This is a genomic window from Photorhabdus khanii NC19 (assembly GCF_000517265.1).
Lineage (GTDB): Bacteria > Pseudomonadota > Gammaproteobacteria > Enterobacterales > Enterobacteriaceae > Photorhabdus > Photorhabdus khanii.
Genome location: NZ_AYSJ01000002.1, coordinates 856960 through 879694, shown reverse-complemented (window position 1 = coordinate 879694; position 22735 = coordinate 856960). Strand labels below are relative to the sequence as shown.

The following is a 22735-nucleotide window of genomic DNA, read 5'->3' as shown; positions in this document are numbered from 1 at the left end:
GATACAAACCCTTTGACCTTTCCACGGCAAAAAACAATGACAACAATCAATCAGATCTTTTTTAATATAATTTGTTCTACTTGAGATTGATTGCTGTTTTCAGCTATTACTCCATTTCTCAAACTATTCTTTTTTAATCAATGGAATAAAGAGAAAAGACGCTGTTGTTATAACTGACATCATCGATGATTTATTCGAATTTTTTAAACATAATTCTCTCCCAAGAAGAAATTTATTCACAAAGACCATACATTATATAAAAAAACATTAAGCTCAAAGACATAATGAGCTTATATATCTATAAATACGATCAAATGAATAAGCAGAATAAAATAATATAGAGCAAAAACTCAAAATCAATATTTACACACAAGAAAGTCTATTTACCCCCCATATATTGCCCCATATCCCCACATTGATGCTAAGAACGCAAATAAGACAATAAAAACAACATTAAACCATAACGCAAAGAACACATAATTTATTGTTTTTATTTAAATTATTAAATAATTTTTCATAAATCAAATTAATAAGGACAAACTATTTACATTGTTATACACCCAATAGATTTCAAGTTGCAGCGCGGCGGCAAGTGAACGCATCCCCAGGAGCATAGATAACTATGTGACTGGGGCTTGTTCATTGAATAATTAGATATTTTCATAGGCTTAACGAAGTCGTCAGTTGTTGCTTCAAGCCTGATCCGAACTCTGTCTTGGAAAGAGAGAAAAATGATAGAACAGAAAAGAACTTCATACATAAAACAAGATAAAAAATTGATGCATAAGTCACATTTTTATACCTCATGAAACCGATTACATGAATAAGTAACACTCATCACATTCCATTCGAAACAAATTCATTATCTTATTGCAATAACCCATGTGAAACTGGATGTTAAATAAAATGGATGACTAATCTGGCACCAGACATACTGACAATCATAGCAATGCGATGACTTCTGATTATGGGATAGCTCACTCTAGAACGAATTACTGTCTTTGTTCATTACTGGAATGTTTTTTTATTTATATTCAAATTTTTTAAGGTCACATATGAGTCAAATTACCCCTCAGTTAACAAATATGTGGGATAAAAGTCATGAATCATGGTTTGTAAAAGATAAAGAATTCCGTTTCATATATGCAAATCCAGTGTTTATTAAAGTAAACAAATTACCTGAAAATTTTAATGTTATAGGATATAATAATAAAGAATTATCTACACCGTTTAGTAATTTTGCTCACCTTTTTGAAGAACATGACCGTAAGGTTTTACAGTCTATGCAAAAAGTATCATCTATTGGGATTTATCTGCCCGATAATGGTCCAAAACTTAAATACTATTTTTGTGACAAATACCCATTAATGGATGAAAATAATCAATGCATGGGGATAATTGGTCATATGAAAGACATAAATCATTTTTCGCTATACAATTACATTAAAAATGACTCATCTGCCTCTGTTAGACCTAAGCTGCCTAATAATATCTTGACGGCGAAAGAGTGGATAATCATTTTTCTATTCTGCCGTGGCGTCAGCAATAAATTTATCGCCAATGAAATCAAGGTTTCATGCCGTAGCTTAGAAAAATATTTTAAAATCATCTATGATAAATTATCCATTGGATCAATGACTGAATTGAGGTTATTTTGCAAAGAAAATAATTATGATCTCTATGTTCCCCCCAAATACTTTCAAGCTACAGGCCATTTTTTGCTATAAAAGATAATGCCTGCCCCCCTACACACCCTGCCATTTAATCAGCTTTCCCTGATTAAGTGACAGGGAGAACGGGTCGTGTTCAATACATGCCAATTATGACTAAACCATTCATCAAAGATTATTCAAATAAGTCCGATTCATGTTACTTGCTTGCAATGACGTATATCAATCCTTTCATGATAATCTGAATAAATTAGGCTATGATCCCTCCACGTCACATTTGTCATTGATCACATAAACTACTGAGGAAAGGAATATGGCTACAATGAAAGACGTAGCACATCAAGCTGGAGTATCCGTGGCCACCGTAAGCCGAGTCATCAATAACACAGCTTACGTCGAACCGGGTACTCGTGAACGTGTCGAAAAAGCCATGCGGGAATTCAACTACCACCGAAATCCTGCTGCGCTTGCCCTGGCAAAAAGATGCGGGGATATGTTGGGCTTACTCACCGGTAACCTGGCTGATCCTTTTTTTTCCCGTTTAGCACGTGGAGTTGAAGAAATTGCCCGCAAGAAAGGGGTAAAACTGATGGTTTGCAGTGGTGGGCATCAGGCTGAACTCGAGAAATCCGCCTTAGATTTTTTAATCAATCAAGGGTGCGAAGCGATAGTGGCACATACCACTCGAATGAGTGATACAGACATATTGCGTTATGCAGCGCATACGCCAGCCTTAGTCATGATTAATCGATATTTCCCTGCAATCGCCAACCGATGCATCTGGTTAGATAATGTTAGCGCTTCGCAGGCTGCTACTCACTACCTTATCCAAAATGGTCATCGAAAAATCGCCTATGTAACGACAGACCTGCCTATTGATGATAGAAAACTCCGCCTGGAGGGATATTATTCTGCAATGACTCATGCGGGTATCACCGTACCTGGCAATTGGGTTATCAGCGCTCCATTTGACGAAAAAGGCGGAGAACTGGCAGCAGAAAAGCTCTTGAACAGCGGCATCAACTTTACTGCCGCAGTGACATTCAACGATGTTATGGCTGCCGGCATAATGCGAGCCCTGCATCAACGGAAAATCAACTTACCGGAACAACTGTCGATTATTGGGTTTGATGATATTGTTCCGGCACGATATCTCTACCCCTCTTTAACGACTGTACACTACCCAATAGAGAGGATGGCACGACGGGCGGCGAATCTGGCGTTACAACTCAATGCCCAGGAAGAACCCGCCCCACAAATGAATATGTTCTCAGCCGAACTCGTGATCAGAGATTCCGTTTTTTCCATAGGATAAAGAAAAGCATCACAGACAAAACAAGCGTAAAAAACGATACACAGATCGCATTTTCACACCTCATGAAACCGATTACATGGACAAGTCACATCTCTCACATTCCATTCGAAACAACTTTATTATTCTGTCTCAATAACATATCCGGAGCAGGGATTTTAAATGGACGACAAAAAGAAGCTTAATCTGGGACTCGCTATATTGCCGATCATAGCAATGCTCTTACTTCTGATTATTGGCTATGGTCAACTGGGACTGCGCATTGAATCCTTATTACTCATATCAGCAGGAATAGCGGCGGCCTTAGCGTATTGGCAAGGCTATCGCTGGAATGACATTATTGATTCCATTGTGGCAAAGCTAACCAAAGCAATGCCGGTGATCATAATACTGATTTGCGTCGGGGGACTTATCGGAACCTGGATGATCAGCGGAACCATACCTTACATGGTTTACTGGGGGTTAAAACTGATTAACCCGCAATATATACTCATTACCGCCTTCTTTATCACGAGCGTTATCTCAATCTGCACCGGCACATCGTGGGGGGCAACCGGAACGGTTGGTGTTGCCCTGATGGGGGTAGCGACAGGTCTTGATGTGCCTTTGGCTGCCGCCGCAGGTGCGGTTGTTTCAGGTGCATATTTCGGCGATAAAATTTCACCGCTATCTGACTCAACTAACTTCGCTGCCATCGTCACCGACACCGATCTCTACAGCCATATTCAACACCTGATGTATACCACTATCCCAAGCTTTATTTTAGCGGCGATTGTCTATCTTATCGCTGGTCACACAGGCTCGGTAGGTAGCGTAGCAACACCTGAAAAAGTCACAGACATCATTCAATCTCTTGAAAGCCTGTATCACTTCAATTTATTACTGATTTTGCCACCGATACTGGTTTTGTGGGGTGCAATAACAAAACGTCCGGTGATACCCGTTATGTTGGCCGCATGTGCATTGGCTATTGCGATCGGCATAGGTCTTCAGGGATTTACACTTAAACAAGGCCTTAATGCGTTGATAGATGGCTTCAATCTCTCAATGTTCTCTGAGCAGGGGCACAACATCACTGGAGTCGTTAGCGACGTCCCACGTCTGCTCAATCGCGGTGGCATGTTCTCAATGATGAGCACCATCCTGCTGGTATTTTGTGCCTTCTCGTTTGCCGGTACTTTGGCGCTCACAGGTGCCCTGACCCTCATCATTAACCGGCTTCTGCAAGCTGTTCACACAACCGGGCAACTTATAGCGGCAACCGTAGCCACAACCATCCTTGTGACCGGTGCCACCTGTGACGGAAAACTGGCTCTCCTCATCCCGGCAGAACTCTTTAAAGGTGCCTATCGCCGCATGGGCCTGGATAATAAAAATCTGTCACGGACAATAGAAGATGCCTGTACCGTCATTGAGCCACTCATCCCATGGACTGCCGCAGGCATTTACATGGCGACGACTCTGGGTGTCAGTACGCTTGAGCTGCTGCCCTGGGCTATCCAGTGCTACGCCGCCGTCTTTTTTGCACTCATTTATGGCTTTACTGGTTTCGGTATTGCAAGAGTCGCACCGGAACATTCCCTGAAGAATAAGGAAAGCCAACATGAAACCGCATGATTTCAATCAAATCATCGATCGCCACAATACGGGCTCTGTTAAATGGGACTTTTTAGATCGTTACCTGCAATTGAACCAAACTGATCTTCTGCCAATGTGGATTTCTGATTTCGATTTCCAATGTTCGGAAAAAATCCAGCAAGCGCTACACACTCGAGTCAACCACGGCATTTTCGGTTATAGCGAACGCGACGATAACTATTACCAGGCAGCAATAGACTGGTTTTCAAAACGTCATCAGTTGACCTTATGCCGGGATTGGTTCACGTCAATAGAAGGTGTCATACCTGGGCTGGCTTTACTGATCCAGATGCTGAGTAAACCGGGTGAAGGCGTCGTGATACAAGGACCCTACTATGGCTCATTCGCCAAAATCATCACCATGAACGACAGGGTGGTGGTTGAAAATCCCCTCCTTGAAAATCCGGACGGTTATCAAATTGACTATGATCATTTAGAGCAGATGTTGGAGCAACACAGACCGCCTTTGCTCCTGTTATGTAACCCACACAATCCTACTGGCCGATGCTGGGATCGCGACGAGTTGGCCCGGCTATTGACGCTCTGTAAAAAGTACGGTGTCACGGTAATTTCTGATGAAATTTGGGCTGATTTGATTTTACCTGGGAAAACATTCACCTCGGTACTGCATCTGGGGAACGAATGGCATAGCAACATCATTGCCGCCACCTCAGCAAGTAAAACATTTGGACTCTCATCACTTCGCATATCGAACTTTCTCATTCCAGATCCCGACCTTCGGCGTGCCTTTAATGATCGATTAAACGCCCACGGATTAGATGTATTTAACTCACTATCGATGACTGCGGCCACAGCAGCATATCAACATGGAAGTCTATGGTTTGACGAGCTACAACATCACCTGGCAGAGAACCGCCGCTGGTTGGAGCAAGCAATCGCGCATACTGTCCCTTGGTGCCGAATGACCAAAGCCGAAGGCACATACCTGGCTTGGTTAGATTGTCGCGCTTTAGGTCTGGATGACGATGCTCTCCAGTCGGCATTGTTACAGAAAGCGAAAATAGCCGTTTCAATGGGACGGAATTTTGGTGATAGGGGAAAAGGGTTTATCCGGATAAATTTAGGTTGCCCTCGTCAGTATCTTGAAAAGGTGATCACCGGTTTAATTCAATTAACACCGTAAAATAAAAATACAATATTATATCGGCATCCGATAATGGCGAGATAATGGCAAAAAGCCGGATAAGTAGCGCAATATATCACCAAACCGCGCTTATCCGGCTGTATTCTTTTGTGCCCAGATCAATATCAGCCGCGAATGCGCTCGTAATGATTAATAATTTTCGATTAAATACCATCAACTGTACTCTGAAAAGTTGCATTTATTGGGTTAAATCTACTTTGATATAAAAAATTTAATATTTTCGGCATTCGCGCCTTTTAAATGATTAGGCAGATAAGGTAAATGTAAAATAAATAGAGTATAAAATCGCGGATAAATAAATCAAATAGAACAGGGTAAACAAAGTCAATCATGCCTTGTGTTTTATTATGGGTAGGATTTAAATGGTTATTAAAAGTCATTTTTTTAACTGATGGTTTTAATCGGTATAAAGGTTTAACCATTTTTAATATCGGATTTTTATTAAGTTTAATCATCATTGGATTGCGTTTAATGAACGCGGATTATATTCACTTTATCTTTACTGATGCTGTTAAATAATTGGTGAGAAAGCGCTTTAATACCCATTTATTCGGAGAGTATTCTTTTACGTGTGGATTCTTTTCAACTTGCGATTAGAAGGTTAATGATTTTCGATTAAATGTAATTAACTGTTCCTTCTAAAAAGTGGCCTTTATTGAATTAAATCTGTCCTTGATATAAAAGCTTTAATACGCCAACATTCTGGATTTTAAATGATTATGGTAGATTAGGTAAATGTAAAACAAATAGAATATAGAGTTTCGGATAAATAAATTAAACATAACAAGGTAAACAAAGTCAATCACGCCTTGTGTTTTATGATGGACAGGATTTAAATGATTATTAAAAGTTATTTTTTAACTGATGGTTTTAATCGGTATAAATTTTTAACTGTTTTTTACCCTTTTTACCTCTGATTTTTTGTTAAGTTTAATCATCATTGGATTACGTTTAATGAACGCCGATCATATTCATTTTATCTTTATTGATTCTGTTAAATAACCGGTGAGAAAACTCTTTAATACCTATCTATTCGGATAATATTCTTTTACATGTGATTTCTTTTCAATTTGCGATTAATGATTTTAGATTAAATACAATTAACTATCATTTTTATAAAATAAACCACTTTCTTCATCTTCATACTGCCCACAGAAGGCCGAAAGATCTTTTGGATTTTCCGACCTTATTTAATAGACAAATTACTTCAAGTTCTTATTTATCTCATTTAAAATTTCTTTAATTAAATTAATTTCATCAACACTAAATCTTTTGTCATTCATATCTATTTTTTTCAAAATAAATCTAATTTTCATTAAGATTTCGGTAGCGGTTGAACTATATTCAATAGAACTGGTAATGTCTTGAGATATATTCAACATTCCGTTATCTTTCATCAAGATAGCTAATATTTTTGATTGTGCGTAAATATCATATTTCATATTTAAAATATACTAAATGTTTTTATATTAACAGCATTTGGCGGTACTACAACTTCAATACCTCCCCCTAAATTCTTCCCAATACTAGGAGCAGAACGAGTAATAAAATTAGCTCCGGGTTTTAATTCTCCTGTCATAATAAAGTTGCTCCTAGTAATGTTTTCTTGAGGTATTCCATATTTATTTGCATAACCTGGATTATATGGATGTTCCAGTGCCCAAAATTGTGCTCCAACAGCCTCACTTCTACCCGTTGCTCCTATGCGATAAAGCGTAGCTCCATTCTCAACTTTACCTCTTGCCGCTAACGCAGTTGCAGCATTAGATTGAATAGCTGGGCCATATGGAGTTTGAACTATATTTTTACCAAAACTTGATGATTCTCTGGCTGCTTTACTCGCTGCAATATTATCCAGAACACGCTGTTTTATTACCGGACAAGCTACTAACCCCAATGGATCAACAAAACTCACCGGATTAGGCACGTAACCGTAAGGATTAACGCCTCCCGCTAACCCCAAAGGATCAGGCGACAGGTACTGCCCGGTCTCCGGCGAATAATACCGGAACCGATTATAAAATAAACCACTTTCTTCATCTTCATACTGCCCGCAAAAGGGAAATCGAATAGTAGAAGCAAGAGTTAATTACCGGTGCTTATGTTCCAGCACACCTTGGTCAACTGCGATACACCACGATAAAGTGTAAAAAAGCAGGAAGATCATGGGGAGCTTTCCGGCTTAATGCGGGCCAAAATATTTTAATTAATACAACATATCCCCGATTTCATTTTTGATTCTATCAAATTCCTCATTAGCTTTAACTCGTTCATCAAAATCATCTCGCCAAATAAAATAGTCAGAGAAGCTACCGTTACCCCTCAACATAGAGCTATATGTATAGTCAACTTCTTTAATAGCAATTTCTGCATTTTCTATTCCGCCATAATCTGGAGGTGTTAATAAAGCGATAATGTTTTCTATTCCTCTTATCCAATTTTTTTCACCATCGTTGTACATGATTTTCCGTAATGAAGTGAAAAGAATTAGTAATTTTTCAGCTTTCTCAATAAAGTTCATACATCACCTCAGTGGCCAATCTTCTAATACTGAAATTCCTTTTATATTCCAAGGTTCTTTAACAAATATTTGCAGTTTACCCTGTCCCCCTAAATACACACCTCCTTGGTAGCCTACTGGTCCTTCAAAAATAGTGGTTCCTTTAGGTATTTTTACTTTATACACGGCGTTTATAGGAGATTTTCCTGTTAACACACCAACCTCATTAAACCATTGCGGTTTCACTGCCGCATCTATCCTTACATGAGCAACAGATATCGGTGGTGATTCAGTAAACCATTGACCTAGAGCATTACGTTTGCCTCCTCCATTTCCCCCTCGATATAGGATAAGATCTTCGTTTAATATTTTGGAATTGTATTTACCTCCGGCAAAGTTAGCAGCAGGTGCGTGACGAGGATTGAGCGTCTGAGCTAATGGCCCTGGATTGTTTACCATATCATATTCATATTTAGGTGCAGCCCCCGGACTTGCCGCCAACCCCAACGGATCAACAAAACTCACCGGATTAGGCACATAACCATAAGGATTAACGCCTCCCGCTAACCCCAAAGGATCAGGCGACAGGTACTGCCCAGTCTCCGGCGAATAATACCTAAACCGATTATAAAATAAACCACTTTCTTCATCTTTATACTGCCCACAGAATCGAAAGTAGATGCAAGCGTTAATTACCGGATGCTTACATTCCTATGCTTCTTAGTCAATTGCAGATATACACCACAATAAAGTGTAAAAGAGCCGGAAGATCACGAAAAATCTTCTGGCTTATTTTAGTTAACAATAATGGAAATAAATATCTTTGATCAGATCTCCATCAGCTTGATCAACTGTTCTTATCTTATATTTATTAAAATCTGCAAGTATACCTTTAACTGGAATATCTTCTCTTGAAAGGTAAACATACAACTCTTTTTTGTCCTCATCACTAAGAATATACTTGTCGATAAGATACTTAAGGTTCTTTCTTAATTCATCATTTGTCATAAAATTACTCCGGAATAATTCTTATTTTATCAAAGCTAACAGAATACCCTTTTTCAACAGGTAATAATTGTAATGCCCCTCCTTTACCATATTGTGGATATGCACTGGTAAATAACTCGTAGCTAGGTCCTTTGCCTCCACTAGCAAGAGGAACTTTCACCTGGGGAACACCGTTTTTATAAAGTTGCAGCGTATCAAATTCACCGCGCAATCTCGCGTTACTCCAAGAGTCTGGATTACCTTTTTCATAAAATATTTGATAAGCATCTCTGGCTTCATGACCGGTTTTATATTTCGTATAGCCGAAATAACTTAACGGTGCAGATTTACTTGCTATCGTTTGAGCAGCATATGGACTTTCACTATTCATATATCGGTACGCTGTAGAAGGCATCGTTACACTTGGTCCCGCAGGCCCAACATAAAAATCAGGTTTAGATTGTGGATTCGGTTTAGCCCCCGAACAACCCACCAACCCGAACGGATCAACAAAACTCACCGGATTAGACACATAACCATAAGGATTAACGCCTCCCGCTAACCCCAAAGGATCAGGCAACAGGTACTGCCCGGTCTCCGGCGAATAATACCTAAACCGATTATAAAATAAACCACTTTCTTCACCTTCATATTGCCCGCAGAACCGATGATTGCAGGCCAGATTCTGCCCTTCATTGAGAGTCAAGCAGAACAGAGCCGGAAAATTTCGGGGATCTTTCCGGCTTTATTTATTATTTAATCCAACGTTGATCTAAATAAGGAGTGATATCATCAATTGTCAAAAACTCAGAGATACAATGAAGATAAAAATCATTATTTATTATAATTAAAGAAGTTTTGCCTTCTATAGACTCAATAATTGGTGAGCATTCAAAACCAAGATTATTCCCTTTACATTCAAAATGAATAATATTACCGAAATCTAATACTAGAGTTAATGAATTAAATTCGTTATTAATCCATTTATTAGGAAAAATTTTTGGTATGTTTTTATTATGAAAAACAACTCTTAATGAAGAATATGTATAAAAAAGAAAATTTTCCAGCTCAACGCAATCAAGGGAAAATTCATTATTAAACATGAACTTAATCTTCTCTTTATGTATAGCATTATCGAACCACATAATTATAGCCTCCTTGGAAATTCATAATGTTCAGATGTACCTGGAACTTTACCATTTCTTGCAGCATTACCATCTTTTGGATCAAATGATCTTACATTAAAGTGAGCTCCCTGATTTCCAGGTATTCCTGGAGGACCATATATATGTCCGGCTGAATGCTCCTGTATTACAATTTTATAATTATCAGGCTTAGTGAAATGATATTCCCGAGTTTCAATTGGTTTATGATTAGAATCCAAGATATTTCGTCCATTCATATCTGTCATTTTTACATGGCTAATTTTATCTGGATGCTGATTCATCGGTATCTCAGCATCTCTTTTAGCTGCCCTGAGAGCATCTTTTCGACTGACTCCCTGATAGTTTGGTTTAGCCCCCGGACACCCCACCAACCCCAGCGGGTCAATCCACGACACCGGATTATGAACGTAAGCATACAGGTTCAGACCCCCTTCCAGCCCAATAGGATCGGGAGTCAAGTACTGCTCAGTTTTCAGCCCATAATACCGAAAACGGTTATGGTATAACTCACTTTTATTAAACAGGCCGGAAGATTACAGGTATCTTTCCGGCTGTCAATTCATTTATCATAAATATTAATTATCTCTCTTCTATATAATAATTTTTCTGATCAGTCCAATATATGATTTTATATTTTTCTAGTTTAATTCCTTTCTCTTTATAATATTCCATTACTTCTGATGGATACCAACCATTCCCGTATAGAAAGAGAGCATCTTCATTAATTAACGTTTTGATTATTTTTAGCTTATCATCTTCATTATCTATGGATAACTCCATAAACTCATCTGACAAAGAAAAGCATAATAACTTCATTTTATTAACTAATTTATCCCCAGAAACTCTGAGTCTCAAGGTATTTCCTGCCATATCTACAACAATAATGGAGTTATCTGGCATTTTATTCATAACACATTTACTCTCAACATGACTGGAGTTGAAGTAGGTACTGAGTTTATGACCATTTCAGGTGCTCCTCCCGGCAAATGCTGACCAGGCCCAAGAAAATAATCATTACCACTCAGAGGACTACGGGGTTGCATATTAGTTATACCTTCAATTTTCCGAATATTAAATCCATCTTTTAGGGATCCCAGATTTAACCCCATATCTCGTTCTATTCTTGCAACAGTAGACTTAGAAATAGTCGTTTCCCCGCTTTGTACTCTTTCAAAATATTTAAGAGCACCTTTTTTATCAGTGATAAAAGTACCATCTCTTCCTATTGAAGGATATTGATCCCAACTTTTAGGGCTTATGTTATATCCAACATCATCTTCTAACATTCGTGCCTGACGTGCTCTAGCACTTTCAACTATAGAAGGACACTTAGATAACCCAAACGGATCAACAAAACTCACCGGATTAGACACATAACCGTAAGGATTAACACCTCCCGCTAACCCCAAAGGGTCAGGCGAGAGATACTGCCCAGTCTCCGGCGAATAATACCGGAACCGATTATAAAATAAACCACTTTCTTCATCTTCATATTGCCCACAAAACCGAAGATTGCAGCTGACGGTTTCCTCTTTCCGGGCTGAGACGGTCCAGAACTCCGGTTCACCCCAGGTGAACAGCCTGCCCGCCCACGCCACTTTTCCTTCTTCTGTGCATATTTCCCGCACCGTTCCCTGATGGTCACTGACCACATAATGCAGCTGCCCCTGTTCATAACGCGCCGAGGGAGTCAGTTTTCCCGGCTCATACAGCCAGTGAATACTCTGCTCATATCCCACCGTGCCGTCGGCATACACCGGCGTCTCTTCTATCAGCTGGTCACCACTCCACAGGTAATCGTAACCGATAATCGCTGTCGGTTTCGGTTCCAGGTCCGGCAGCCCGTCAAGCCACCGTTTCAGGTTAGTGGCTTCCAGCGTGCTGTCCACTTCCTTGCGTTTACTGATACGCCGGCCAAAGGCATCATAGCGATAACGCCAGCGGGTCCCTTCCGGGGTGATAAATTCCGTCAGCTGGTTATGCGCATCCCAGTGGTAACAGAACGTCCTTGACCGGTAACCGTATTTATGCACGGTTTTTTCCACCCGCCGGCCATTTTCATCATAACTGAACGCATTATCTCCCCGACGGGCCATCTGCCCGGCCTGATATTCCTGGTATTCCTGACGGACCGGCTCCCCCAGCTCTTCCGGTATCCGCTGGTAGTGACCGATATTCTGGTTAGCGTCATAAATGAACTGCTCTTCCCGTGCCCGGTAAGTGCCGCTAAAGATGGCCGCCACCACCTGGTCGTTGGCGTTATACCCGTAACGGGTTTCCTCCCAGCGGCTGTCTTTTATACACTCAACAGTGTGCGCCTGTGTGTAGTACCAGTGACGGTTTACTTCACTGCCGAACGGCGGATGCTGCGGGTCGGCTTCCTGCAACACCTGTCTGAACAGCGCAGAGCTGCGCCCGGCGGCCTGATGGGCCAGCAGCCCGGTTGGGGTGTGATATTGCGCCTGAATAAAACCGGCGTCACTGCTGCGCACGGTTTCCTGTCCCAGGCCGTCATAGTGAATATGCAGCGGTGCGTGACCAGCCAACCCAAAACGGGTGACCTGACCGAGTGGCCCATAGTCCCAGTGCAGGTCCGGCAGGGTGTCCGCCTGACGGCAAACAGGTAAGCCACTCAGGGTATCCCACTGGTGGCGCACGGTCCGGCCGTTAATCGTCTCGGCTGTCAGGTTGCCAGATCCATCGTATTCAAATGCCACCACCGCATCCGGGTTGGTGGCGCGGATAAGCTGGCCGGTGGCGTTATAGTCATATTCCGTGACCGAGACCCGTTGACACTGTGCATCGTCTTCCTGCCAGACTTCCTGCCGGGTGAGGCGGTTTTCCGGGGTGTAACACCAGCGTAATAATTGCCTGTTCGGGTAACGGGCAGTAATGCGGCGTCCGGCGTTATCGTACTGATACTGAATCGTGCGCCCGGTAAAATCGGTTTCGCTGATAATCCGCCCGGCCAGGTCACGGGTGTAACGGTAAGTCTCGCCGGTGGCGTTAGTCACCGCGGTCAGGCGGGTCAGTTTGTCGTAGGCAAAGGTGAGTGTGGTGCCATCCGGGCGGGTGACGCCGCTCAACAGGTCAAAGGCATCATAGGTATACCGGGTGGTGCGCCCGGCACCATCGGTCACCGCTGACACGCGCCGTTCACGGTCATAATCAATCGTCTGGCGAACCCCGTCGGGTAAGTGAATTTCACTGACACTGCCCATCGGGCTGGCATGAAAGGCACTGTGGTGATAGCGGGTCTGCTGATTCAGGGCATCGGTGACGCTCAGGAGGCGGCCCAGTCCGTCGGCAGCCAGTTGGGTGGCGTCACCGTTCGGGGCAATCACTTCACTTAATTGCTGCTGTTCATAGTGGTAATGCCAGCGGCGGCCATCCGGCAGGACATGGCGCAGGATTTCACCGTGCTCCCCGTACCGGGACTCTTCCAGCCGGCCCTGCGGGTCAGTGACCGCATCCAGATTACCCCGGTCGTTATAGTGAAATCGCCAGCGTTTTCCATCCGGTTGTGTGAGCCGGGTTAGCTGACCGTATTCATCGTAGTGGTAAACGGTGCTGTCTCCCGTCGGGGCCGTGAACAGCATCAGTTCCCCGTACGGGCTGTATTCACAGGTGGTGGTCCGGCCCAGCGGGTCGGTTTCCGCTATTTTGTGGCCAAAGTCCCATTGGGTCAGGGTTTCATGGCCGAGCGGGTTAACTTCCCGGGTCACCAGCCCGTCAGCGTTATATTCGTAGCGGGTACACCCGCCTTCGGCATCAAAATAGGTGGTCGCCCGGTGGGCATCATCATAGTCAAAACGGTCCTGCCAGTAGCCTTGCGGGGTGGTGAGCGCCGTTATCCGGCCCCGATGGTCATAATGCAGGGCCACATCGGTTTTATCGGTGTCATGCCAGCGGGTCATGTAGCCCGGCGGGCTGTATTCATGCCACAGGTGGTTAAACTGAAACGACTCACATTCCGCCAGGTAACCCTGACTATCGTAGCGACACGTCACCAGCCGCTGGCACTGCCCCTGATGCCGCCAGTCAATGGCGGTCAGTTGCTGATGTTCATAGTGCAGCACCAGTTCAGCGCTGTCGGCATGGACGATATCCGCCAGACGCCCGGTCTCATCGTAACGAAACACGGTCCGGTTGCCGTTGCGGTCTGCTATGGTGGACAGGCAGCGTTTATCACCCTGTCTCTGAGCAAAACTCAGGATGTGCTGCGTGCGGCGGTTAAACAGGTGCAGTTCCCCGCTCAGTTGCCCGTACAGCAGATAATGACCGGCATACAGGTTGACCGAGAAAACGTTTTCATCCGGGGTGTGGAAGGTGTAAATCACGCCTTCCGCGTCGGTGAAATGGGTTTCTTCACCGTCCCGTCTCAGGTGTTGTGACCAGTCGTCCGCCCATTTGGGGCCGAACAGACCGGAAAAGTGCGCGGTCGAGCGATACACCCGGTTCAGTGCCAGCGGCAACAGCCCCGGCAGGGCGAGCACCGGCCAGATTTGTAAGAAGTCGCCGGTCGCCACATCCACCGGGTCACTGGCGCTGGGCGTCGTCTCGGTGGCCTTGCCGGTTTTTTTCACCGAGGGGGTGGGCTCTGCCCCCGATTTCACTTTCCCGGCGTGGCCTTTTCTGCCCAGCGGGAGCGGGAGCGCGCCGGCAATGGCAACCAGCCAGCGCAGGTCTTTGTTGCTTTCTGTCAGGATAATCAGGGCATTACCGGTTTCGGGGGTCACGGCAATGGAGGCGGCGCCACTGTTGATATTGGCGTCACAGGTGGTGCGGTGGCCTAAGCGGGCAATCGGTTTGCCGTTGGCAAACACGGTTTTCGCCCCTTCAGCAATCACCAGCGGGCCGGGGTGGTCGCTGCACACAATTTCATCCCCCTGACGGGCCACCGGCTGGCCGGCAAAGAAGACATTCGGTGAGCCCCCGGTAATCGTGCCCTTATTGGCGCCGTACTGCCCGAGTGCCGCCCCCACGCCGCTCATCAGCCCGCCAACATAGCCCCCGACGAGTCCCGCGGCGGCACCGGCGGCTACTGCTAACGCCAGCCCCCCGGTCGCCACCGTTAACGCCCCGATGGCGACGGCGGCCAGTGCCCCCAGCAAAACCCCGCCCAGCGCGCCCCACAATGCGGCGCTTTTGTTCTGATGGGCGATTACATCCCCTTTCCGGGCGGGTGCATGGCCTTCGGTGGCAATGGTATGCTGGCCGAGTAAGGACATAATCCCGTGGGTCACCGTCGTGCCGACTTCATTGCCAATGTGAGCGCCCAGTTTTCCGGCCGCCACCCCGGCGGTCAGCGGGAGTAACGCGGGCGCCCCCCCGATAGAGACGGTGTAGATGCCCGCCACCGCCAGCGAATGGTATTGAAAATCCTCACCTTCCAGATAGTTGAGCACGGTATCGGCAGACGACGTGCTTTCGGTTTGTGGCGGGGTGTTGCCCTGCCTGTCGGCACCGGTGGGGTGGGCGCGTTGCGCGGCCCCGGCCCCCAGCCAGGCCATCATCAATAAACTCATGGTGACTCACTCCCGGCTGTTATTCACTGTCGTGGGGACGAGGTTGAAATGAGGTCATCATGGCCTTCATCTGTTCACGCTGGGCCGGCGTTTTGGTCCCGGCCATTTGGTGGTCAGGATTAATTTCTGTTCCGGCTGATGCAGCAGCAGCATCAGTTGATGCAGCGGGCCCTGGGGCGAAGTCCAGGTGAACTCTGAGGTGACGGTGGTGATGCCGTTCAGCTCGCCGGTTTCCTGAGCGATGGCCTGATAGTTTTTCAGTGTCTGGCCGAGTGAGTGGATTTCCCGTTCAGCAAACTGGGTAAAATCGAGTCCCCAGGGCAGGGTATCGCGGGACAGGGTGAAGCTGCTGCCGTGGTGATCCCCGTCGCTGCTGAGGACTAACAGGCTGACATCCTGCCAGTCGTGGGGCACCTTCACTGTGCCGGCATTGAAGTGAAACGGGATGAAGCGGGTTTCCTGGGTCATGGTGGGGTCCTGATCATCTTAAGGTGTTGAGGGGCCGGGTTACTTGTTCATATTGATGTTGCTGCCCAGCACAATGACGCCGCTGGCATTGATTTCAATACTGTTGGCCTCGCCGCCGAAGAAGAGTTTGATGCTCTCCTGGGTCATCACGATTTTTCCCGCGCCGACCGTCAGCGTGATATTGTCACCGGCTTCATAGAGTTGAGTGCCGTCGCCGGCTTTACCGGCTTTGGCCCTGACCTGGACCTGATTGGCTTCGGTGCTGCGCAGCTGGCAGATGGTTTCCTTGAGGTTACCTTGTTTAATGACGGTGTTTTCATCACCGGCCGTCACGGTAATCTCACGGTCGGCGGCTTCCACGGTGAGTGTCTGGCGATGTTTCACCCGGGTATGCATATCCCGTTGAGCGTGCAGCGACAGGGCTTCGCTGCCTTTGGCATCCTCAAAGCGCAGTTCGTTGTAACCTTCGCCCTTGTGCGTTTTTGAGCGCAGGGCCATCTGGGTTTTGCTGCCCGGTAAGGTTCCCGGCGGGATGTTATTGGCATGATAGGTGCGCCCGGTGACAATCGGCTGGTCCGGGTCGCCGTTGAGAAAGTCCACCACCACCTCCTGACCGACACGCGGGATCGCCAGCATGCCCCAGCCCTGACCGGCCCACGGTTGTGTTACCCGTATCCAGCACGAGCTGTTGTCATCACTCTGACCGTAACGGTCCCACAGAAATTGCAGCCGGATACGACCGTATTTATCACAGAAGATCTCTTCCCCGGCCGGGCCAACCACTTTGGCTATCTGTGGGCCATCTATAACCGGTTTGGATTGTGGCATTGGACGCCAGTTTTGGTGATATGGGATAAAAGTGAACTGGTTGCTCATGATGGTGCCGGTATCCCCGGTGGCCTGATCCAGCGCTTGTGGCTGGTGGCCGGTATGAGAGACACGGATCAACTGCCAGAGTTGGTTGAGGTCATCACGGGGATGGTTGACCAGGGTGAACAGCACGCCCGGCTGCATAGCGGCGTCGTTACTTTCACCATAGCCGGTCAGGGCATTATTGCGCAGGGCTTCCAGCCGATAGCGGGTAAAATCGGCACCGTGCTGTTCGTCTTTAAAGCGACCGGGGAAGTCAAAGTGTTCATAGCCGGTGTGCTGGAGGTTTTTTTCCCGCATATGATGCCGAAACTCAGCAGCCCAGACCGGATTTTTGAAGGTGTAATCTTTCAACTCCACGGTGGCCGGGCGCACCTGAGCCTGCCGGGTCAGGGTGGTGACGCATAATTGCTGGGCCTGAGTTGCCTCATCGGGGTGGTAAGGCAATAGCGGGCCTTCGCCGAGGGCACCCGCAACGTCGGCAAACACCAGGGTGTTTTTATTCTCGTTGAACTCAAAGAAGTAAAAAATGCCCTCTTCGGCGGTCAGCCGTTGCAGAAAATCAAAATCGGTTTCCCGGTACTGAACGCAGAATTCCCGTTCCGGGTGTGAGTAACGCAGGCGGAATATCACATCCCGGACGCCGCTCTCTTTGAGCAGGGTGGTGAGAATGGTTTTGATATCCTGCCGCTGAAAAATCCGTGAATTCTGGCGCAGGGTGGTGCGCCACATATCGGGATAGAGAGTCATCTCGTAGCGGGTTTGATGTTTCCCGGTATTGCCCTGAACAAAGCTGGCGACCATGCCGGTGACGGTACGCTCGATTTTGCCTGCACGCAGGATGGACAAGGTAGCGCTGCTATCGAGGACCGCGGCGAAATCAATGGCCGGGTCGGCACTGGCTAAACTGACCGCCAGCTTAAAGGGGGTGGAGAAAGCTTCATTCAGTGAAAAGCCGGCGACGACAAAGGTTTCAGGCGGTAATCCACCGGCAGTGAGGGTAAATTGTAAGCCGCTGGCACTTTGCGTTTTTAGCCGGTCGGCAAGGTGTTTGGCACCAGATGGCCTGGGTTGATTTTTCTGCAATGACATCACGCCCCCTTATTTTTCATGAGGATATTCAACGCACAGACCCTCGGTCCGGCGGTTTTTTGCGTGTAGTCATAATCATCAAGGGGTTAAAGAGACCCCCTTGGGGAAAAACATTAAGCCAATGAGGCTGCTAGCAGTCTGTTGCTGATAGTCTTGTTGATAACCTGCATTGAACAGGTAACCTGGGCTGCTATGCCATCGGTTACCAAAGAGAGAGTCACGACAAATAATGCGTAGTTTTATCTGTTTAATATCTCATCGGTAAAATATAACAAAAAATTGACTGTGTCTTGTTTGTTCGATTGATTAATATCCGATCAATCTTAAAAACGTGACATATATCACGAAATTTTTTGTATCGTGTTTATGTTTAATGATTTTAGGTTGCCATCGTCAGTATCTTGAAAAGGCGATCGCCGGTTTAACTCAGTTAACACCGTAAAATAAAAATACAATATTATATCAGTACCCAATAATGGCGAAGAGTCGGATAAGTGCAGCATGTTACCCGACCGCACTTAATTCGACTGTATTCTTTGTTTAAAGAGAAATAAATTTTCATCTTTGCAAAATACCACCGAACTTTATTCAATATGTAGAAACACCTGTTTATCAAAATCATGCCTGATGTACAAAGAGAACTGTCATTTGTTAAAAATTCTGCTCGTACCTCAGACATTGAATTCCCTTCTCATTAACTCTGTTATGAAAAGTTCAAGTAAATTTTTACGAATAATAATTTACTTAAAATATCTACTTGGCCATATTTCAGATGGCTCACAATTTAAAATGGTCGCAATAATCCGCTCTCCCTTGGGCCATGGACGGTGTAAAACATTTGATAAAGTAGATGACGCAAGCCCTGCTTCTCTCGAAACTGCCGCCAACGATGTTCCTCGTTTTTTCAGCGCCGCAATAATATCTGCTTTATGCCAATCGTGTCTTTCGATCATTCCTGCTTCCTTCCTCAGTTTGGTTATGCAAGGTACTATGCTCATATCCGCTTCCTATTTATCAGACCAATGTTTTTATGTTGTTACAGCTTTTCCCCTGGGCCCGCACTGGTGCGGAATACTAAAAAAATAGCTGTGCTAAGACATCAAACCCCGCAAAGCACAGCAAATTCTCCGATATAGAAAGAGAGATGATTGTTGTTTGAAATATTACATCCAGGTACAGAAGTTTAATTATTCTTACACGAATTGGTATCGTAATAAATACTTCAATGAACCGCTTAAAGTGATCATTTAATTGCATAACATGACGCATACTGAGTTATCACAACCAATTGGTGTACATATTGCAATTCTTATATTAGCCTCACCATTAAGTATTTACTACTTATTTCAATAAAAATAATTGCTGCAAAACATGCTTTTAAATAAACAGTAAAAACAGATAGTGTTTAAAACCCTAAATATACACTTAATACAAGAGGCGTAATTTGCTTATCCTGCTCTTCGGGTTACACTAGAAATGTGTTCAAAAACTATCGTCTTCCTCAGAACACGGTTAATAATTGCTCTTTATTACAAATAAGAGTAAATGAAACAGCTTAGTAAAATAGCTATCAAGCATTAGGACAAATAATTATTTATCCATTAACAACTGAAGAGGCTACGAATGACTTCGGACACAATCTGCACTTATATCTACCTTTGATAACACACGCTTTATCGCTAAAAGACGCCAGATATCAGGCGCAACAGCGAGTACAACCACAGCCTCGTGCTATTTCTTCAACAAGCCATAAAACAATTTTCGTATAAAATAATAAATATAGTTATATTTTTATTGATTTAAAATCACATTGTTAAATAGTAAAAAATCAATTAATAAATATACGATTTTTGACGAGAAAGTTATTATCTTCTATTATATAACGGCCCACTTGAAGCGTAATCGGCAAACAAAAGTTTCAAATAATAACTTAAATAAAGATTTAGGAGCTGTTATGTCAAACATCAGAAAAAACCCCAGTAATATCACACCACAATTAACTCAAATGTGGGACAGAAGTAATGAGCCTTGGGCAGCTAAAGATCTGCAATCAAGATTTATTTATGCTAATTCTGCTTTCTATCAACTACTTAACCTTCCTGAAGATTTCGATATTATAGGGCTTTCTGCCGGTGAATTACCCTTACCTATCGCCGAATGTGCAGAAGAATTCTACCGTCAGGATCAAAAAGCGATTCAAACTATGCAACGGGTCACTTCACTGGAAACCCATCTGCTTGGAGAACATAAAGTTAAACAAACCTATCTTTGTGACAAATATCCCCTTTGTGATGAAAAGGGTGATTGCATGGGGATTATTTTACATATGTACAAAACCCAAGATTTTTCTGTTTCTTCCTATTATGAAAAAACATCGCCGTCAACCCTGCAATTTATACCACCTAATAACATACTGACGCAGACTGAGTGGGAGATTATTTTTCTGACTCTGCGTTCACAAGATGAAGAAAGCATCAGTAAAGAATTAATGATCAGTACAGAAGATGTTATTAATCATATTCAGTCGATTTATCAGAAATTCAATTTACCACTCCATATGGAATTAGAAGATTTCTGCAAGAAAAATAACTATCACCTTTATGTTCCTGAAAGATTTTTCACTATTGGTAGCAGGGAGTTATAAATTTAAACCACTAGCCATTAACTGTGCAATAGGACTTAATTATGAGCAAAACTGATAAGCTAATTATTTCACCTCAAGTTATTAATACAATGCAGCAAAGTAATGAACCTTGGGGGATAAAAGATAAAAATTCATGCTTTATTTATGGCAATATGGCATTTAGACATCTTCAAAATCTTTCAGATTCATTTGATTACGAGGGGCTTTTTGACGATGAAATTCCTTGGGACGGAGCTGGATTTGCAAAAGAATTCATTATCCATGATAAAACCGTAATAACAAAAGAAGCAAGGATATGTTCACTTGAAACACATGTCTTCGGGAAAGAAAAAATTCTATCATCTTATTTTCAAGAAAAATTTCCATTATATAATGATGAAAACGAATGTGTCGGAGTCCTTTTCCATACATGGAAAGCCCAGGATTTCTCATTAACCCGTTTCTATCATGGTAAACTCCCAGCAACTATTCTATTCCAACCACCGACTGATTTGTTTACTCAACGGGAATGGGATATTATTTTCCTCTCCTTGCAAAAGTATACCAGTAAACAAATGGGCAAGATGCTAGATATCTCCTATCGCACAGTTGAAACCCATATGGCTCGGATATACAAAAAGATTGGCGTTAATTCCTGTTATCAATTGGAGGATTATTGCCGCCTCAATGATTATGATATCTATGTACCAGAAAGATTTGTGCATCCAGAAAGCAGAATGTTTGTTTAAATCCTAAATTATAAAGGAGTTTTTATGAAGAAGAACTATACAATATCACCTCAAATTATCAACACAACGGAAATAAGCAATGAACCGAGGGGAGTGAAAGATAGTTCTTCATTCTTTATTTACGGCAATTCTGCGAAAAAAATTCATTCATAATGTATTACCAATAGGGAATTATAAATTTAAACGATTGCCCATTAACTATACAATAGGATTTAATTATGAGTAAAACTAATAAGCTAATTATTTCACCTCAAGTCATTAATACAATGCAGCAAAGTAATGAGCCCTGGGGGATCAAAGATCAGAACTCATGCTGGATTTATGGTAACCAGTCAGTTAAGTATCTTCAAAATCTTCCAAATTCATTTAATTATGAAGGGTGTTTTGACGACGAGCTCCCTTGGGCTGGAGCAGAGTTTGCAAAAGAACACGTAAATCATGATAAAAGCGTAATGACAAAAGGACAAAGGGTATGTTCACTTGAAACACATAGGTATGGAAAAAATAAATTTTTGTCATCTTATTTTTGCGAAAAATATCCACTATATAATGATGAAAAAGAATGCATAGGAATTCTTTTTCGTGGGTGGGAAGCCCAAGATTTCTCATTAACCCGTTTATATCACGGTAAACTCCCAGCATCTATTCTGTTCCAACCACCAACTGACTTATTTACTCAACGGGAATGGGATATTATTTTCCTCTCCTTGCAAAAGTATACCAGTAAACAAATGGGCAAGATGTTAGATATCTCCTATCGCACAGTTGAAACCCATATAGCTCGGATATACAGAAAAATTGGCGTTAATTCCTGTTATCAATTGGAGGAATATTGTCGCCTCAATGATTATGATCTCTATGTGCCAGAAAGATTTGTGCACCCAGAAAGTAGCATGTTTCTTTAAATTTCAAACTATCACGGAGTTTTTATGAAGAGCTATGAAATATCAACTCAGATTATCAATAC

Annotated in this window: 20 protein-coding genes and 5 pseudogenes; 8 read left to right on the top strand and 17 right to left on the bottom strand. The window is 43.7% G+C overall.

What is annotated here, in order from left to right; genetic code table 11:
• Nucleotides 1–1055 precede the first annotated feature (1055 nt).
• The 4 genes from PTE_RS03900 (at nucleotide 1056) to PTE_RS03885 (ending at nucleotide 5764) form a co-directional block, all read left to right on the top strand.
• Complete coding sequence (locus PTE_RS03900) at nucleotides 1056–1727, top strand: helix-turn-helix transcriptional regulator (protein ID WP_036843296.1); 672 nt, start codon at nucleotides 1056–1058, stop codon at nucleotides 1725–1727.
• A gap of 256 nt (nucleotides 1728–1983) precedes the next feature.
• Nucleotides 1984–2985: a LacI family DNA-binding transcriptional regulator gene (locus PTE_RS03895; RefSeq protein WP_036843295.1), complete on the top strand. Its 1002-nt coding sequence runs from the start codon at nucleotides 1984–1986 to the stop codon at nucleotides 2983–2985.
• A gap of 159 nt (nucleotides 2986–3144) precedes the next feature.
• Entirely contained in the window at nucleotides 3145–4599 is a 1455-nt protein-coding gene (gene nhaC / locus PTE_RS03890; RefSeq protein WP_036843293.1) for a Na+/H+ antiporter NhaC, read from the top strand.
• Nucleotides 4586–5764, top strand: a complete 1179-nt coding sequence (locus tag PTE_RS03885; protein ID WP_036843292.1) for a MalY/PatB family protein — start codon at nucleotides 4586–4588, stop codon at nucleotides 5762–5764. The genes nhaC and PTE_RS03885 overlap by 14 nt, the downstream gene beginning before the upstream one ends.
• Before the next feature lie 1223 nt (nucleotides 5765–6987).
• On the opposite strand, the gene PTE_RS03875 is transcribed toward PTE_RS03885, so the two are convergent.
• The 12 genes and pseudogenes from PTE_RS03875 to PTE_RS03830 form a co-directional block, all read right to left on the bottom strand.
• Nucleotides 6988–7227, bottom strand: coding sequence for a hypothetical protein (locus tag PTE_RS03875; protein ID WP_036843288.1), 240 nt, complete (start codon nucleotides 7225–7227; stop codon nucleotides 6988–6990).
• Between the two features lie 431 nt (nucleotides 7228–7658).
• A pseudogene (locus PTE_RS27135) lies at nucleotides 7659–7844 on the bottom strand (RHS repeat-associated core domain-containing protein); the annotation flags it as partial.
• Nucleotides 7845–7991: 147 nt separating this feature from the next.
• The gene (locus PTE_RS03865) at nucleotides 7992–8306 is read right to left on the bottom strand and encodes a hypothetical protein (protein ID WP_036843287.1); all 315 of its coding nucleotides are present in this window, start codon (nucleotides 8304–8306) and stop codon (nucleotides 7992–7994) included.
• 3 nt (nucleotides 8307–8309) lie between these two features.
• Nucleotides 8310–8786 (bottom strand): hypothetical protein, encoded by a 477-nt coding sequence (locus PTE_RS03860; RefSeq protein WP_422615311.1) that lies wholly within the window; start codon nucleotides 8784–8786, stop codon nucleotides 8310–8312.
• Nucleotides 8772–8957 (bottom strand): annotated as a pseudogene (locus PTE_RS27130) (RHS repeat-associated core domain-containing protein); the annotation flags it as partial. The pseudogene PTE_RS27130 and the gene PTE_RS03860, both read right to left, overlap by 15 nt.
• Before the next feature lie 126 nt (nucleotides 8958–9083).
• The gene (locus PTE_RS03855) at nucleotides 9084–9293 is read right to left on the bottom strand and encodes a hypothetical protein (RefSeq protein ID WP_036843285.1); all 210 of its coding nucleotides are present in this window, start codon (nucleotides 9291–9293) and stop codon (nucleotides 9084–9086) included.
• A 4-nt stretch (nucleotides 9294–9297) separates the two neighbouring features.
• Nucleotides 9298–9948 (bottom strand): annotated as a pseudogene (locus tag PTE_RS25930) (RHS repeat-associated core domain-containing protein); the annotation flags it as partial.
• 76 nt (nucleotides 9949–10024) lie between these two features.
• Nucleotides 10025–10417, bottom strand: a complete 393-nt coding sequence (locus PTE_RS03845; RefSeq protein ID WP_036843283.1) for an Imm50 family immunity protein — start codon at nucleotides 10415–10417, stop codon at nucleotides 10025–10027.
• A 2-nt stretch (nucleotides 10418–10419) separates the two neighbouring features.
• The gene (locus PTE_RS26240) at nucleotides 10420–10806 is read right to left on the bottom strand and encodes an HNH/endonuclease VII fold putative polymorphic toxin (RefSeq protein ID WP_422615310.1); all 387 of its coding nucleotides are present in this window, start codon (nucleotides 10804–10806) and stop codon (nucleotides 10420–10422) included.
• Nucleotides 10794–10953 (bottom strand): annotated as a pseudogene (locus tag PTE_RS27125) (RHS repeat-associated core domain-containing protein); the annotation flags it as partial. The pseudogene PTE_RS27125 and the gene PTE_RS26240, both read right to left, overlap by 13 nt.
• A 64-nt stretch (nucleotides 10954–11017) precedes the next feature.
• Nucleotides 11018–11347 carry a hypothetical protein gene (locus PTE_RS03835; protein ID WP_036843280.1) on the bottom strand — a complete coding sequence of 110 codons (330 nt, stop codon included), beginning with the start codon at nucleotides 11345–11347 and terminating at the stop codon, nucleotides 11018–11020.
• Nucleotides 11344–14973 (bottom strand): RHS repeat-associated core domain-containing protein, encoded by a 3630-nt coding sequence (locus PTE_RS03830; protein ID WP_245218989.1) that lies wholly within the window; start codon nucleotides 14971–14973, stop codon nucleotides 11344–11346. Before PTE_RS03830 ends, PTE_RS03835 begins: the two co-directional genes overlap by 4 nt.
• 130 nt (nucleotides 14974–15103) lie before the next feature.
• Here PTE_RS03830 and PTE_RS27430 point away from each other — a divergent pair, with 130 nt between their 5' ends.
• Complete coding sequence (locus tag PTE_RS27430; protein ID WP_245218994.1) at nucleotides 15104–15331, top strand: hypothetical protein; 228 nt, start codon at nucleotides 15104–15106, stop codon at nucleotides 15329–15331.
• On the opposite strand, the pseudogene PTE_RS27425 reads toward PTE_RS27430, so the two are convergent.
• The 5 genes and pseudogenes from PTE_RS27425 to PTE_RS03815 form a co-directional block, all read right to left on the bottom strand.
• Nucleotides 15262–15432: pseudogene (locus PTE_RS27425) on the bottom strand (PAAR domain-containing protein); the annotation flags it as partial. The gene PTE_RS27430 and the pseudogene PTE_RS27425 sit on opposite strands and share 70 nt — an antisense overlap.
• Nucleotides 15389–15574 carry a hypothetical protein gene (locus PTE_RS27420; protein WP_245218993.1) on the bottom strand — a complete coding sequence of 62 codons (186 nt, stop codon included), beginning with the start codon at nucleotides 15572–15574 and terminating at the stop codon, nucleotides 15389–15391. The pseudogene PTE_RS27425 and the gene PTE_RS27420, both read right to left, overlap by 44 nt.
• Before the next feature lie 458 nt (nucleotides 15575–16032).
• Complete coding sequence (locus PTE_RS03825) at nucleotides 16033–16434, bottom strand: DcrB-related protein (protein WP_245218986.1); 402 nt, start codon at nucleotides 16432–16434, stop codon at nucleotides 16033–16035.
• 39 nt (nucleotides 16435–16473) lie between these two features.
• Nucleotides 16474–18396: a type VI secretion system Vgr family protein gene (locus PTE_RS03820; RefSeq protein WP_051477138.1), complete on the bottom strand. Its 1923-nt coding sequence runs from the start codon at nucleotides 18394–18396 to the stop codon at nucleotides 16474–16476.
• Between the two features lie 740 nt (nucleotides 18397–19136).
• A complete protein-coding gene (locus PTE_RS03815) occupies nucleotides 19137–19349 on the bottom strand; it encodes a helix-turn-helix domain-containing protein (protein WP_021326462.1) in 213 nt (70 codons plus the stop codon).
• Nucleotides 19350–20350: 1001 nt separating this feature from the next.
• Between PTE_RS03815 and PTE_RS03810 the strand changes: the two genes are divergently transcribed.
• From PTE_RS03810 to PTE_RS03800, 3 genes are all read left to right on the top strand, one after another.
• Nucleotides 20351–21040 carry a PAS domain-containing protein gene (locus PTE_RS03810; protein WP_036843279.1) on the top strand — a complete coding sequence of 230 codons (690 nt, stop codon included), beginning with the start codon at nucleotides 20351–20353 and terminating at the stop codon, nucleotides 21038–21040.
• Nucleotides 21041–21081: 41 nt separating this feature from the next.
• Complete coding sequence (locus tag PTE_RS03805) at nucleotides 21082–21768, top strand: helix-turn-helix transcriptional regulator (protein ID WP_036843278.1); 687 nt, start codon at nucleotides 21082–21084, stop codon at nucleotides 21766–21768.
• A gap of 218 nt (nucleotides 21769–21986) precedes the next feature.
• On the top strand, nucleotides 21987–22673 hold the full coding sequence (locus tag PTE_RS03800) for a helix-turn-helix transcriptional regulator (RefSeq protein ID WP_036843277.1): 687 nt from the start codon (nucleotides 21987–21989) through the stop codon (nucleotides 22671–22673).
• Nucleotides 22674–22735: the final 62 nt, after the last annotated feature.